Source organism: Paraliobacillus ryukyuensis (genome assembly GCF_003315295.1).
Classification (GTDB): Bacteria; Bacillota; Bacilli; order Bacillales; family Amphibacillaceae; genus Paraliobacillus; species Paraliobacillus ryukyuensis.
Map to the genome: position 1 here is coordinate 83,340 of NZ_QNRI01000010.1, position 13,741 is coordinate 97,080.

The window sequence follows — 13,741 nt, forward strand, 5'->3', positions numbered from 1 at the left end:
TGATAAGCTACCGATAAAATGAACTTTAAAAATCTGATCAGTAGTGTCCCCTACCGACCGGTTTATCATGAGAGATATGATTGAAATGCACATTTATATCAGAATAGTTGGCACTAATGAGCCTGGTGATTTGGTAATAACTCACGCACCTAATTCAATTGTATCATGAATATATTTAAGTCCTACATAGTACGTGCCCCCTCTTTTTTGTACCCACATCACTCTCGCTTTCACTTTCTCTTTTGTGTGGTAATTAACTTCTAACTCAACTCGTTGATTTTTTCTTAACTTTTTCTTACTTTTAATCTGACAACCATTTAAACTGTAGTCTAACAAAGTAACTGGCATTTCATTTTTACTTGTAGACAATTTCCCTTTAAGTTTAACCTTTTCCCTCATTCGCTGTCTTTCTAATTGTTTCGGCGTTTTCCTTGAATGCTTTAAAAAGCGAAGAAATACATAAAATAAAGATGCATTTACATACGTTTGGTTTGAATAAATATCTTTAGAATGCGTAAATAATATGCTAATTAGAGCAGCATATTGTGCTTGACTAAGAGCTTGGAAAGAAACTCCCATGTAATTATGATTGGCTTGCTGGCTTATCCATTGTTTTGTCACTTTTAACTTCGGTATTTCTTTTATTTCTAAATATAGTGATCCACCATCCAATTGACCTTCACTTATAGTATCTACTAATTCAATTCTTGCTCCGCTCTCACTTAAATCCACAATATTACATTTGTATTTTGTTCCAAATTCACTAATTAAATAACCGCTTATCTCGACATTACTCCTTTCAGCCCCTCTAAACCTTGGACGCTCAACGGAGATAACTAAACTAACTAGAATGGCTAATAGATTATAAAATATCCAAAAAATGTTGATGATCAGCATGTCATTGCTTTGATAAAATTCAATTGATGTGAACAAATGTAAGTTCACCATAGCAATAGCTATTAAAGAAAATATGGTTAACAATACATACGGAAAGGTTGTTCTCCATAAAATTTGCCGGTTCTGACTTTGAACTCCTTTTCGGGTTACACTAAAATTAAAATTTTTCTTAAGGATCAATTCTCCTAATACAGATGCAGCCATAAAAGGTGCTAAAGCCACTTCATAGACATGACTCCAAAATGTTGTTCGTTTACTACTGGCAATTCTTCTAAAGGCAAATTGGGAAGAAAGAAATGCCGGTAGCCAAAAAATTACTAGTGTTTCTAAATCAGTGTCAATACTATAAATCGAAAATACTAAAAATAGTAAAGGTGCAAGCAGATAAATAAGTTTATAGATACCAAAAAACCAATAGTGAATGCCATCAAGATATAATAGTTTTTGCATAAAACTTAATCCTTTTAATCGCAATGGATTCCATTTTCGTGCTACTTGAATATTACCTCTAGCCCACCGATCTCGTTGTTTTAATAGATCAGCATATGTTTCTGGTGATAGTCCCACAGCTAATGTCTCATTAACAAAAACTGTTTTCTGATTGTTAGTTTGAAGCAACATCCCGGTAGCCATATCTTCCGTAATAACGCCAGTAGCAAAACCGCCAATTGCTTCTAAAGAAGTTCTTCTGAAAAGTGCGTTACTTCCTACATACATGGTTGCGTTAAACCTATCTTTTCCTTGTTCTAATTGTCGCATAAAAAAGTCTTGTTCATTAGTAATCCTATCTTCATAGAAAAGGTTATATTGAAACGCATCTGCATTATAAAAAACTTGTGGTGTTTGTACAAAAGAGACATCTGAGTCAGTAAAGTATCCGATCGTACGTGTTAAAAAATTGTATTTCGGTACCATATCTGCATCCATCGTTACAATAATCTCTCCATTTGTTTTCGTCATTGCGTGGTTTAAATTTCCGGCTTTGGCATGTGTGTTATCATCCCTTCTGATATAATGAACGCCTAGGTGAGAGGATAAAGCTCTAACCTCCCCACGATCGCCATCGTCACAAACGTAGATGTTCAATTTATTTTGCGGATATTCTAGTAACTGACAAGCAGTGATCGTTCGCCGCAATAAATCAGTTGGTTCATTATAGGTTGCAATAAAGATATCTACTCTAGGCAGCTCCTCAAATGCGGTTATCACCGCTTCTTTTCGTTTAAATGGAGACCACGATAGGATGGTGAACACAATAGACTGACTAAATCCTGCCCATTCTGCAATTAGTAAAAGAGCACCTAACACCAGGCTTAGTACACCTGATTCAGGAAGGGTGAAACTTGTTCGCCATAGTAAATAAATAAAATTCACTACTAAAAAAGTAGTGTATAACAAACGTCTAGCAAAAAAATTTTTCTTAGAAAAGTAATAGGAGATAAATAATGTTACTATTATAAATATAAGCCATAAGATTCCAATATCATTCATTTTATCTCAGCACTCCAATTTTTAATTGTGATTTTAAATAATCTAAAATCACAATTCCCTTTTACCTATCAAGATGAAACCATTTTTATAACAAAACGTATAACTATATAGAAAGGAGATGACGCAATGAAACAAACACCCCAAAAGCAAATCGCAAACGATGCAATTAAAGCATGGCAAATTTCTGCTAGCATACAACTTTCTATCGGAATTTTGATTGGCATAATCATCTTGATTTTAGGAAACGTATTTTCATTTTCATACTGGTATGGAATTGGATTCTTTGGTCTAGATATTATTTTAGGTACTATAACAATCTTTATTATTCCAAAATTACGTTGGCGTAGATGGCGTTATGAGATTTTCGATCAAGAAATATACATACAATATGGTATTCTAATTGTTACTCGTACCTTAGTCCCGATGGCTAGAGTACAACATGTAGATACAAAACAAGGACCCATTTTGAAGAAATATGACTTGGCCAGTTTAACAATTTCGACTGCCGCAACAGTCCATGAAATTCCTGCGTTACTAGAACACGAAGCTTATGGGTTAAGGGATCAGATTTCTGAATTAGCAAGGGTGGAACAAGATGATGTCTGAAGCGAAACGACTACATCCAGTATCTATACTGTTTCATGTTATCACGACTACTAGGCAAATCTTTTTTGCATTACTACCTATTATTCTATTAGTGATCAATGATTTTAAATGGTTGCATTTGATCTTAGGTTTAATAATTGTTATTGTCTTTTTATTTGGATTCAGCATATTAAAATGGTTGCGCTTTACTTACCAAATAGAACATGACCAATTACGAATTGAGCAAGGAGTATTCGTCAGACAGAAACGAACGATCTCTAAGCATCGTATCCAATCGATAGATTTAACCCAGAACGTGATTCATCGTATATTTGGATTAACCAAAGTTCAAATTGAAACAGCTGGTAGTAATTTAAATGTAGACGCTTCTTTGAGTGCGGTAACATTTGCTGAAGGAAAATGGTTACATGGTCAACTGAAATACCATAACAACAACACACCTGTTGATACAGAGGATAATCAGGTAGATCAACAAGTTGAGAAACAATACCCTACACGACAAATCTCATGGCCAATGCTTATTCTTGCAGGATCCACTTCTGGTAGTTTTGGTATTCTCTTAGCTCTTATCGGTTTTGCTTCTTCAGAGGCAGAGTCTTTAATCCCTGATTCATTTTACGAAGAAACAACAAGTTGGATTTTTAGCCAAGCAGTCCCAACTATAATTTTATTAAGTATTATTTTATTGATTGGAATATATATCGTTGGGATATTAAGTACATTAATTAAATATGGTAATTTCACTATCACCCGTTACGAAGAGGAATTGTACATTACGCGCGGTCTATTAGAAAAAAAACAGATGACTATACCACTAAAACGCATTCAAGTAGTAGGTATTAAGCAATCTATTATTCGAGAACCACTTGGCTTAGCAACCGTTTTTGTAGAGATTGCTGGTGGTGAAGTTGACGAGCGTGAGGGGACAGAAACATTACTTTTCCCTATTTTGTTTAAAAAAGAAATCAAAACATTCTTAGCTGAGATCATTCCAGAATACAATGCACTACCAGATAAATTTCAGTCAATACCGAAACGAGCACTGCCTTATTATTTCGTTCGAGCAGCATGGTTGCCAATTATTGCTTCAATTATTGTGGCTCTTTTTTGGTTCAAATGGATTTGGGTTCCATTACTAATTCTCGCAATTTCTATCATCTTTGGTTTCTTGCGTTTCCGGACCAATGGATATAATCTAACAGATAAACAATTAACACTTCGCTTACGTCATTTTTCTAAAGATATTATTATGTTAAGACGCAGGCGAATGCAAGCATTTGAAACACAGCAACATGTTTTACATCGAAAGCAGCGTTTAGCAACGACAAACTCATCGATATTAAATAATTTTGCAGGCCGTCATTACAAACTAAATGAAATAGAAAGTGATGGCGCAGATGCAATTGGAGAGTGGTATTCTTATCAAACGAAAGGTTAAATAGTTTTTTTAAAACAAGATAAACAACCGCAAATGACAAAGCATAGTTCATCATTTGCGGTTTTGTATTTTAATTTTATTCACTGCATATTAGATTAACAAGCAATCGTGTTCGAATAGATAAGCATATCCTAGATCAATAAATAAGAAATAAGATTCGGATAATGGAAAACTAAACGTACGCGTTAATTCTCTTGTTTCGATATCTGAATAAACATCTGACAGTATTCCTTTACCCGTTGCTCGCATTTGCATCATATTCTCAAGGAAATATGGACGGAAAGCCCAATTTGAACCTTTTTGATCTGCTTGCACCAACCAATTATGCTCAATTTTCCGAAAGTTAGATGATACTTGTTGCCCATCACTATCACAAATGTACACACGAAAACTTTCGTCTTTAAAATAACTCGTTACTATTTGAATAAACTCGTCAACTAATTGAGGTCCTTGCCATTGGGTAATAACGTTTGTTAACCTTTTTTCCCATTCAAAAACAAGATCGAGTCGTTTCTTTACTAAATCTTTCTCCTGTTGAATATACTCCATTACTTTCGTATTCACGTCAACTCCAAGTGCTTTACGAGACGGATAATCCAATGGTTTTGCTAAATAAAACCCTTGATAATAGCGGCTACCATGTTTCCATGCAAAATAAAGATGAAAGTCTTCTTCAATATTCTCAAACAAAAGTGCAGCTCCAATTCGATGGGCAAGCATAGCGAGTGAATACATGACATCCTGAAACCCTTCTGCTCTTAAATTACCGATTAAGCGCGTATCTATTTTTAAGATATGTGGCTCTAATTGACGAATTCGATCGAGATTTGAACTTTTTGCACCTACATGATCTACTGCTATTTGGATGCCGTAAGTTTTATAATAAAGAATAAGATGATTAATATTTTCGAAATCATAATCAAAGTCTTCTTCCATAATTTCAACTACAACCCGTTCCATCATAAAGCCTTTTTTCTCGAATTTCTTAAGTGCCTGTAGTAAATCTTCTCCGTTATTATAAAGTAGTTCTTTGACGGTTCGATTAATAAACAACAAACCATCCGTGTTTGTTTCAAGTATCTCTGTTACAGCAATATGTAATAAATGCTGGTCGACTTCCACTTTAAATTCTTCAGGAACGTCTTGGTCTCTAAAAAATGGCCCTAGACTAACCCAGTCTCCGTTATGATAATATCTGCCATACAATTCATAACCAACCACGGAATGTTTAATAGCACTGACGATTGGTTGATAAACAGGTTTTACTTTATCTAAGTTACTTACGATATCTAATGGATCCATTCATTATCCCCCTTTCGAGCTCCCGTTCAACAAATTTAGTTATTTCCCCTGTTTGTAAAATAGTTTTTTAAAATAGAAATAAAACACGATATTTAAAATAACAGCTAAAAATAATAGCCCTTCTACAATCCAGGCAATATTACTGCTTGGGAATTTGTAATAAGCCAAATACCCAAAACCTAAAAAACCAATTAATTGAAACAAAGACAATACTAAAAAGATCTGATAACGTGTAAACTGATTCATTTTATGTTCCTCCAACATTTTGTTTCTTTATCTATTTTATTGTAGCATATTTTTAATGAAGCAAAATAAGCAAAAAGAAAACCAATCAGGAATCCCGATTGGTTTTTAAACTTTATTCTCCAGCTACTTTTGTTGTTACTTCAACAAGACGTTTCGCTTGATGTTTTACTGCACCTTCCACATCTTCTACCATTTTACCATCTTGCCCTTGTGTCACACTTGTTCCATAAGGATTACCGCCTGCACCATAAAGAACCTCGTTTGAATATCCTGGTGGCACAATAATCGCTCCCCAGTGCATCATTGCTGTATAAAGGTTAAGTAAAGTTGCTTCTTGACCGCCGTGCGGATTAGCAGCAGAAGTCATTGCTGTAACAACTTTATTTACTGTCTTACCTGTAGCCCAAAGCCCACCTTGTGAGTCAATTACTGATTTCATTTGGGAAGGTACCGCTCCGAAACGAGTTGGGACACTAAAGATAATACCATCTGCCCATTCGATAACATCAGAAGTTACCTCAGGTACATCTTTCGTTGCTTCAATATGCTCTTTCCAAGCTGGGTTTGACGCTACAGCAGCTTCAGGCGCATTTTCAGGAGCTCGAACAACTTTCACTTCTGCCCCAGCAGCTTTAGCCGCCTCTTCTGCCCATTTTGCCAGTTGATAGTTCGTTCCTGTTGAACTGTAGTATATTACTGCTACTTTTACCATTAATAAACATCTCCTTCGCTTTATTAATTTATTTTATTTTTATACCCAAACCAAAATAATTTTAAACCTAATTATTTTGGTTTCTAAATAAAACTATACTAATTATTTGTCTTGATTTCAAGATAAATGCTCATTTTATTAATTGTTAAATGTTTTGACAATGATTCAAAAATGCGTTACATTATCCTATGGACGAACAATTTTGTTGAATGAATGAAATTTCATTCGTATTTAGGAGTGTTAACTATGGAAAATGTCTTTGATTATGAAGATATTCAATTAATTCCCGCAAAGTGTATTGTAAACAGTCGATCTGAATGTGATACAACCGTTACTTTAGGAAAACACACATTTGAATTGCCGGTTGTACCAGCAAACATGCAAACCATTATCGATGAAAATATTGCCTTATTCTTAGCTCAAAATAACCATTTCTATATCATGCATCGTTTTGAACCGGAAACAAGAATTAATTTTATCAAAAACATGCACCAACAAAACTTAATTGCTTCCATTAGTGTTGGGGTTAAAGAGGAAGAATACCAATTCATAGAGACATTACAAGAACAAAATCTTGTACCTGACTATATTACAATTGATATTGCACATGGACATTCAAATGCGGTTATTAATATGATTAGACATATTAAACAATATATACCTGAAACATTTGTTATTGCCGGAAATATCGGTACACCCGAAGCCGTAAGAGAATTAGAGCATGCAGGTGCTGATGCAACAAAAGTAGGGATTGGCCCTGGAAAAGTATGTATTACAAAAATTAAAACTGGTTTTGGTACTGGTGGTTGGCAATTAGCAGCTTTACGCTGGTGTTCCAAAGCAGCTAGTAAACCAATTATCGCAGATGGTGGTATTCGTACACACGGTGACATCGCCAAATCAATTCGCTTCGGTGCTTCCATGGTGATGATTGGGTCACTATTTGCTGGTCACGAAGAATCTCCAGGTGAAACGATCGAAAAAGATGGCAAGTTATTTAAAGAATATTTTGGTTCTGCATCGGAATTTCAAAAAGGTGAAAAGAAAAATGTGGAAGGCAAAAGAATGTATGTTAAACATAAGGGGGCACTGGTAGATACATTAACCGAAATGAAACAAGACTTACAATCTTCTATCTCTTATGCAGGCGGTACTCGCCTAGATGCTATCCGTAACGTTGACTATGTTGTTGTTAAAAATTCAATCTTTAATGGTGATAAAGTATATTAAAAAACGGCTGTTACTCAGCCGTTTTTTCTTTCGTATTTTTTTCATTTTCAACTTGTAATTCTTTGTACCTTTGATATTGTCTATAACCATAAGCGATATTGCGAACTATTTCAGGATTAGCAGACCCAGCTCCGATTGCACCTGCTAATATTGCGACAGAAGTTCCTAGCCATGATAAACGTAAAAAGCTAAATAGTGTGACATTCCCCTCTAATTCTGTCACTGATTTAAACATTTCTGGCGGCACAAAAACCATAATCGCGATCGAGAAAAAAACTAATAGAATCAGATAAAAAACTAATACCCCGATCAACAATGTAAATATTGTGGCCGTATTATAGAGTATTCTAATTCTTTTCTTCCCTTTTTTTGTTGGTTTTTCCCATAAGTCGTGCGATATAATCATCCAAATAATCATGCTAATGCAAGAAACCAACATGAGTGCTGCTAATCGAAAGATGGAATAGTTCACACTAAGCTGCCACAACGTTGTAAAGATAATCGAGTAAGCACCGGTTCCAAATGCAACCGCAATAATAGGCTTAAAGGAAGTAAGCAAGAGCCAAGGACGGTTTGCAAATGTCATTCCTGCCAGAACACGAAGTTTCCCATTGATAGCTGGAATAACCAGATAACGCGCATCAACATTTGATTCCGTTTCAATATCGTGCGTTTTCTTAATAGAGGAGAACGGAAATTGACGTTTAATTTTATTTTCATTGAAGTTTGATGTAGTTGGTGGAAGCGTATTAGCCTGGTATAGTTCTTGCATTACCTGAATAATGCTCTTCTTAACTCTATTTTTCATTGGTGGAAAACCAAATGCAGGCAAAGATATTTGACCAATTCTCTTATCAAAATCTAAGTCTGCCAATACAGTTTCATGTTTAACTGAATGTTTTGGTAAATCTGTCAGACAAATTACATAGTTCCAGTTGTTTTGCCGTTTTAGCTTCTCTGCTGTATCAAAGATTTCATGAGCCTGTTCAGCTGCACCAGTAAGCTGATCAACTTTATAATCCAACTCCCACTCTATTTGGTTAGACACTGACTGAGCAAATCGCTTTTTTAATTCTTCTAATATTTCTTTTGTGATTTTAGTCGGTAATTCTGGTGCACAAATGATACCAACCGTTAATTTCTCCATAAAACTTAAAACTCCTTTTCCTCCTTTTTCTATATAGTTTGTTACCCGTTATTTACAAATTTAATCATTTGCTATGTATGTGATATAAGACTGCTCCTATAACGGTTTTATTATTAGATAGATTGGGAAAAGACACAATAGTAGTAGAATTTGTTAGGAGGTAGTTTAATGTCAATGGAATTTTTAAATAAAGCCCTAATAAAAAAATTAGGATTAGGCACCGCGCCGCTTGGAAATATGTTTCGAGATGTAAGTGAGCAAGAAGCGCATCAAACGGTGCAATCTGCTTGGGATGCTGGAGTGAGATATTTTGATACAGCGCCATTTTATGGTTACGGTCTAGCTGAAAATAGGCTGGGAGAAGTGCTATCTGCTTATGATCGAGAATCGTTTGTCCTTAGTTCAAAAGTTGGTCGTGTAATGTTAGACGAGAAAGAAGAAAAGTCAGGTTTATTTGCTGACGGACGGAAGAACAAAGTGTTAACCGATTATTCTGAGGATACAACGTTACGCTCAATTGAACAAAGCCTCAAACGTTTACAGACCAATTATTTAGATATGGTATTTGTCCATGACCTTTCTCCTGACTTTTGGGGAGATAATTGGATAACCAAATTTGATGAAGCTCGAAATGGAGCATTCAAGACACTAAATCGACTGCGAGATGAAGGGGTAATTAAGTCATGGGGGCTTGGTGTAAATACAACTATTCCTATTGAGTTGGCCATGGAACTGGAAGAAGTTACACCTAATTTAAGTCTTTCAGCAACACAATATACTCTGATGCAGCACGAACGAGCTTTAGAGGGAATGATGCCTCAAGCCTATAAAAAAGAAATGGGCGTGGTTGTAGGAGGCCCTTATAACTCAGGTGCTTTATTAGGCGGAAAGCATTTTGATTACGCACCAATTACAGACGAAGCTAAAACACAAGTAAATCAATTAAAAGCAATTGCGAATAACCATAATATATCGCTTAAAGCAGCTGCATTACAATTTTCAGCTGCTCATCCAGTCGTGAAGGCGATTATTCCTGGTTCAACTAGACCAGATCGGATAAAAGAGGATATTAAAGCAATGGATGAAGAGATCCCTCTTACATTCTGGGAAGAACTTCGCAATAAGAAATTAATTTCAGAAAAAGCACCAATACCGAAGACTTGAGATGAAAATTAACGAAATAAACCGAAAACAAGCATGATCAAGTGGTTACTGCATTGATCATGCTTGTTTTCGATTAAAGGAAGGTAACATTATTTTTTTCCTTTGATTGTCAATAACGACATCTGACTTTGATTAAATAACCGGAGCGGCAGCTTAGTCGTTCCCAGTCCACTATCAATATAGAGATAGTGGTCAGGTTTCCATTGATATAAGCCTTTATCTAATTCTGGAAAATAACCTTGATCTGGAGCAACTAATGCACCAATAAATGGAATCCTAATCTGACCGCCATGGGTATGACCTGATAAAATTAAGTCAATCGATTCATTCATTAAGGTATTCACCAAATCAGGTGCATGCGAAAGCAATAACGTATAGTTCTCTGATTGCAACCCCAACATCGCTTCAGATAGATTATCATGTTCTGTTGAATAATCAGCAACACCCGCTAACTGAAGTTTATTATGATTAATATCTAGAATAATATTGGTGTTATCCATTAATTGAACTCCACGATCGACCAATCCATCCATTAATCGATCTTTTTTAAAATTATCCCATTCATGGTTGCCTGATACAAAATAAACATGTTTGTTTATAGTAACTATCTTTTCAATTAAGCGAAACATAGCCGTTAAGTCTGTTGTCTTTCGATCAACTAAATCACCAGTAATAACAATAATATCTGGCTGTAACTCATCTATCCTATTAATTAATGGTAGGTGGTCTTTTCCAAAAATTCTATTATGTATGTCTGTTAACTGTAAAATTTTTATCGATGATCCGTCGCTAAGTTTTGTACTATATAAATCCACTTCATTAACTTTAAATGTATTGGTATCATAAATAACTTTCAAACAAACAGCTGTAGTTAATACTAAACTAGGATATAGTAATAACTGCTTTTTTCTTTTCAACATTTCGAAACCTTCTCTCCGTGAATCTTGTTATTAAATTAGTTTAGCATTTATTTTCTGGAAAATATATGCGTAATATCCTAACATATCAAAATGTATAAACAAAATAAACCTACTGAGGCTACAACATGGCACTTACTACATCTTGCCACATCAATACAAATATAAGAAATCAAAAGCTCTACCGTATGCTTTGGTAAATAAGCCAATTAAAAAGGTCGATACCCGTATGGTATCGACCTAATACTTGCTTGTAGCAAGTGTTCTATGTTTTGCGGCGAAAAGACCATTAAGTCCACGTAACGTTTAGCATTTAAATGCTCATCTTTCGTCTTATGCAAAAAAGCTCATCGCCCCATTACTATAGCATACCCTTTGTTTAGTAGTAAAGCTATTTTTTTATACTGATAACCATTAGACGAGCGGTTATATCTGTCTCCTATAAAGCCCTGTTACTTACTTCTCACTAGTAACAGTAACTTTAGATTAACAGATAAATTCTAAGCCTTTTCTGCTATCTTAATTATGTTCTATTTCAATGCACGCAGTAAACGATATTGAAATTTAACTTGATAACGGTCGTTGTTTAATTTGTTTGTTTTACATCTTCCAATTATATTTCGAATCTTTTTGTTAAAAATTATTTTATCACGATTTCTTTGCTCCTTTAATAAGTCTTCAAACCAAGGATACCGCTTCAATACCTTGATATTCTTTGCAATAGCTTGTTCATTTACTTTTGAAGTGCCAGAAATAAATATAGATAAAATTTCAAAGATTATATCCAACAAGACATTTACTCCTTCGTTGAGATAGTTTATTAACTTATCCTTTGTTGGTCAACTCTTATTTTCAGATTATTACCTAGTATTATATTGTTAGCTAAGCGTGACTGTCTAGTAATTTCCCAAAAAAAGTCTCGCACCGTATGCGAGACTTTTCATATTACTTTTTCCGAACATTATGCAGCCAAGCTTTATCTTGGTCCATCATTTTCTTCGCAGCGGCAATTGTTAAAAATTGAATAACTATAATTGGGATTCCTAAAATACCTGATAATACTTCTAAGGGCTCGAGACCGCCAATCTGCATCATAATCAATGCCATCGCAGTAATCACTGCTGCTATAATGATCCGCAGTTTTTTAGACGGCTCCGATCCACTCATATCTCTTGTACCTGTATAAGATGCAATAGTATAGGTCGTTGAATCTAGTGTCGTGGTTAAGAAAATCATTGCCACAATAATAAAGGTAATAATCGCAATAGTGGATAGTGGTAACGTTCGTAGTATTGCAGGGATTGCAGCCATTGCATCATTTTCTACAATGGATAACACGTCCACCGCCCCATTCATGAAACGATCGACACCTAACCCGCCTAATACACCAGTAGCAATCCAAGAGATGGTTAAAGGAGCGAATAGATAAGTTAGAATCATTTCCTTAATCGTTCTTCCTTGTGAAATTTTAGCTGCAAAGACACTGTGTAACATTGCCCATGTTGCGTTATAAGCAAACCAAAAGATTGTTTGATTTTCGATGTAAGTTTGTCCGCCAATTTCTAATGAATTAGTAAATAATGACATATCAATATAATTAGAAATTAAAAAACCAACACTATCAGTAAAATAATTCAAGATAAATATCCCTGGTCCAGCAATTATCACGAATATTGCAAAGATCGCTGCCAAATACATATTAAATGTACTTAAGCGCTTGATCCCTTTTTCAATCCCCAAATAAGCACTAATAGAAAACAGAGACACCCAAATCACCGTGACAATTAGCGTTAATGTAAAGGATTGGTCAATATTGAATAACTCTGCTAAATTATACGTGACAATCGGTGCTCCCAGACCTAACGTAACAGCTGCTCCTGCTAAAATACTGATTAAAAAAATAATATCTAGTATTTTTCCGCCAATACCATCGGTAAATTTATCGCCAAATAACACACGACATGCTTCAGATATTCGCATAAACGGTTGCTTGCGAACGTGTAAGATATATCCTAATGCTGGTGCTGCCATTACAAAGATAGCAAATGTTTGTAATCCCCATAGAAACATACTATAGGCATTCCCCCATAGAAGTGCTTCACCAGAACCAGATTCAGTTCCAAATGGCGGACTTAGTGATACATTCGCCCATTCCACCATACCAGTGCGCATAATCGTTGAACCTAATCCCATGGCAATTAAAATAGAAGCATATTCAAATAACGTAAATCTTGGCTTTTCCATTGGATCACCTAAGACCACATTCCCGTATTTAGAAAAAGAAAAATACAAACCAGCAGCAACTAAAATAACGGCATACCATATATAGCCCCATGCAAAATTAGCTACTATAAAATCAAAAATCTGATTAAGTAAATTTAACGACTCAGATTCATACATAGAAAATGGAATGCAAATAATTGCTAAAATAATTAATGATGGAATAAATATTGAGTAATCAATTAAACTCTTTCGCTTGTTATTATTCATTGTATTTCGCCTCCAGAAGTAGTAGATTTACTATCGTAATGTATAGTTTGTTGTACTATTTTTACTACCACCGGAATTAATGAAGTAAACTTCATAGACAT

General features: G+C 35.0%; 12 protein-coding genes. 4 read left to right on the forward strand and 8 right to left on the reverse strand.

The window, feature by feature from the left end:
- Window positions 1-141 precede the first annotated feature (141 nt).
- On the reverse strand, window positions 142-2,388 hold the full coding sequence (locus tag DES48_RS13035; protein WP_113869823.1) for a glycosyltransferase: 2,247 nt from the start codon (window positions 2,386-2,388) through the stop codon (window positions 142-144).
- 126 nt (window positions 2,389-2,514) lie between these two features.
- Between DES48_RS13035 and DES48_RS13040 the strand changes: the two genes are divergently transcribed.
- Window positions 2,515-2,994, forward strand: coding sequence for a PH domain-containing protein (locus DES48_RS13040; protein ID WP_113869824.1), 480 nt, complete (start codon window positions 2,515-2,517; stop codon window positions 2,992-2,994).
- Window positions 2,984-4,432: a PH domain-containing protein gene (locus tag DES48_RS13045; RefSeq protein ID WP_245911456.1), complete on the forward strand. Its 1,449-nt coding sequence runs from the start codon at window positions 2,984-2,986 to the stop codon at window positions 4,430-4,432. Before DES48_RS13040 ends, DES48_RS13045 begins: the two co-directional genes overlap by 11 nt.
- 90 nt (window positions 4,433-4,522) lie before the next feature.
- Here the strand turns inward: DES48_RS13045 and DES48_RS13050 are convergent, their stop codons facing one another.
- The 3 genes from DES48_RS13050 to wrbA all read right to left on the reverse strand — a co-directional run bounded on the left by DES48_RS13050 (window position 4,523) and on the right by wrbA (window position 6,692).
- Complete coding sequence (locus tag DES48_RS13050) at window positions 4,523-5,734, reverse strand: EAL domain-containing protein (RefSeq protein WP_113869825.1); 1,212 nt, start codon at window positions 5,732-5,734, stop codon at window positions 4,523-4,525.
- 39 nt (window positions 5,735-5,773) lie between these two features.
- Window positions 5,774-5,980, reverse strand: coding sequence for a hypothetical protein (locus DES48_RS13055; protein WP_079709226.1), 207 nt, complete (start codon window positions 5,978-5,980; stop codon window positions 5,774-5,776).
- A gap of 112 nt (window positions 5,981-6,092) precedes the next feature.
- Window positions 6,093-6,692: an NAD(P)H:quinone oxidoreductase gene (gene wrbA / locus DES48_RS13060; protein ID WP_079709225.1), complete on the reverse strand. Its 600-nt coding sequence runs from the start codon at window positions 6,690-6,692 to the stop codon at window positions 6,093-6,095.
- 246 nt (window positions 6,693-6,938) lie between these two features.
- On the opposite strand from wrbA, the gene guaC reads away from it, so the two are divergent.
- A complete protein-coding gene (guaC, locus tag DES48_RS13065; RefSeq protein WP_113869826.1) occupies window positions 6,939-7,922 on the forward strand; it encodes a GMP reductase in 984 nt (327 codons plus the stop codon).
- Between the two features lie 10 nt (window positions 7,923-7,932).
- Here guaC and DES48_RS13070 read toward each other — a convergent pair whose 3' ends face one another.
- A complete protein-coding gene (locus DES48_RS13070; protein ID WP_113869827.1) occupies window positions 7,933-9,069 on the reverse strand; it encodes a hypothetical protein in 1,137 nt (378 codons plus the stop codon).
- Between the two features lie 174 nt (window positions 9,070-9,243).
- Here DES48_RS13070 and DES48_RS13075 point away from each other — a divergent pair, with 174 nt between their 5' ends.
- Window positions 9,244-10,233, forward strand: a complete 990-nt coding sequence (locus DES48_RS13075; RefSeq protein ID WP_113869858.1) for an aldo/keto reductase — start codon at window positions 9,244-9,246, stop codon at window positions 10,231-10,233.
- A gap of 89 nt (window positions 10,234-10,322) precedes the next feature.
- Here DES48_RS13075 and DES48_RS13080 read toward each other — a convergent pair whose 3' ends face one another.
- The 3 genes from DES48_RS13080 to DES48_RS13090 form a co-directional block, all read right to left on the reverse strand.
- Window positions 10,323-11,153, reverse strand: a complete 831-nt coding sequence (locus DES48_RS13080; protein ID WP_113869828.1) for a metallophosphoesterase — start codon at window positions 11,151-11,153, stop codon at window positions 10,323-10,325.
- A 527-nt stretch (window positions 11,154-11,680) separates the two neighbouring features.
- On the reverse strand, window positions 11,681-11,941 hold the full coding sequence (locus tag DES48_RS13085) for a hypothetical protein (RefSeq protein ID WP_113869829.1): 261 nt from the start codon (window positions 11,939-11,941) through the stop codon (window positions 11,681-11,683).
- Window positions 11,942-12,095: 154 nt separating this feature from the next.
- Window positions 12,096-13,640, reverse strand: a complete 1,545-nt coding sequence (locus DES48_RS13090) for a BCCT family transporter (protein WP_113869830.1) — start codon at window positions 13,638-13,640, stop codon at window positions 12,096-12,098.
- Window positions 13,641-13,741 lie beyond the last annotated feature (101 nt).

What these genes read in the sequence shown, in the direction of transcription:
- DES48_RS13075 (WP_113869858.1), top strand. Translation starts at nt 9,244, where the DNA reads ATGGAATTTTTAAATAAAGCCCTAATAAAAAAATTAGGATTAGGCACC.
- wrbA (WP_079709225.1), bottom strand. Translation starts at nt 6,692, where the DNA reads ATGGTAAAAGTAGCAGTAATATACTACAGTTCAACAGGAACGAACTAT.
- DES48_RS13045 (WP_245911456.1), top strand. Translation starts at nt 2,984, where the DNA reads ATGATGTCTGAAGCGAAACGACTACATCCAGTATCTATACTGTTTCAT.
- DES48_RS13070 (WP_113869827.1), bottom strand. Translation starts at nt 9,069, where the DNA reads ATGGAGAAATTAACGGTTGGTATCATTTGTGCACCAGAATTACCGACT.
- DES48_RS13080 (WP_113869828.1), bottom strand. Translation starts at nt 11,153, where the DNA reads ATGTTGAAAAGAAAAAAGCAGTTATTACTATATCCTAGTTTAGTATTA.
- DES48_RS13040 (WP_113869824.1), top strand. Translation starts at nt 2,515, where the DNA reads ATGAAACAAACACCCCAAAAGCAAATCGCAAACGATGCAATTAAAGCA.
- DES48_RS13055 (WP_079709226.1), bottom strand. Translation starts at nt 5,980, where the DNA reads ATGAATCAGTTTACACGTTATCAGATCTTTTTAGTATTGTCTTTGTTT.
- guaC (WP_113869826.1), top strand. Translation starts at nt 6,939, where the DNA reads ATGGAAAATGTCTTTGATTATGAAGATATTCAATTAATTCCCGCAAAG.
- DES48_RS13035 (WP_113869823.1), bottom strand. Translation starts at nt 2,388, where the DNA reads ATGAATGATATTGGAATCTTATGGCTTATATTTATAATAGTAACATTA.
- DES48_RS13090 (WP_113869830.1), bottom strand. Translation starts at nt 13,640, where the DNA reads ATGAATAATAACAAGCGAAAGAGTTTAATTGATTACTCAATATTTATT.
- DES48_RS13050 (WP_113869825.1), bottom strand. Translation starts at nt 5,734, where the DNA reads ATGGATCCATTAGATATCGTAAGTAACTTAGATAAAGTAAAACCTGTT.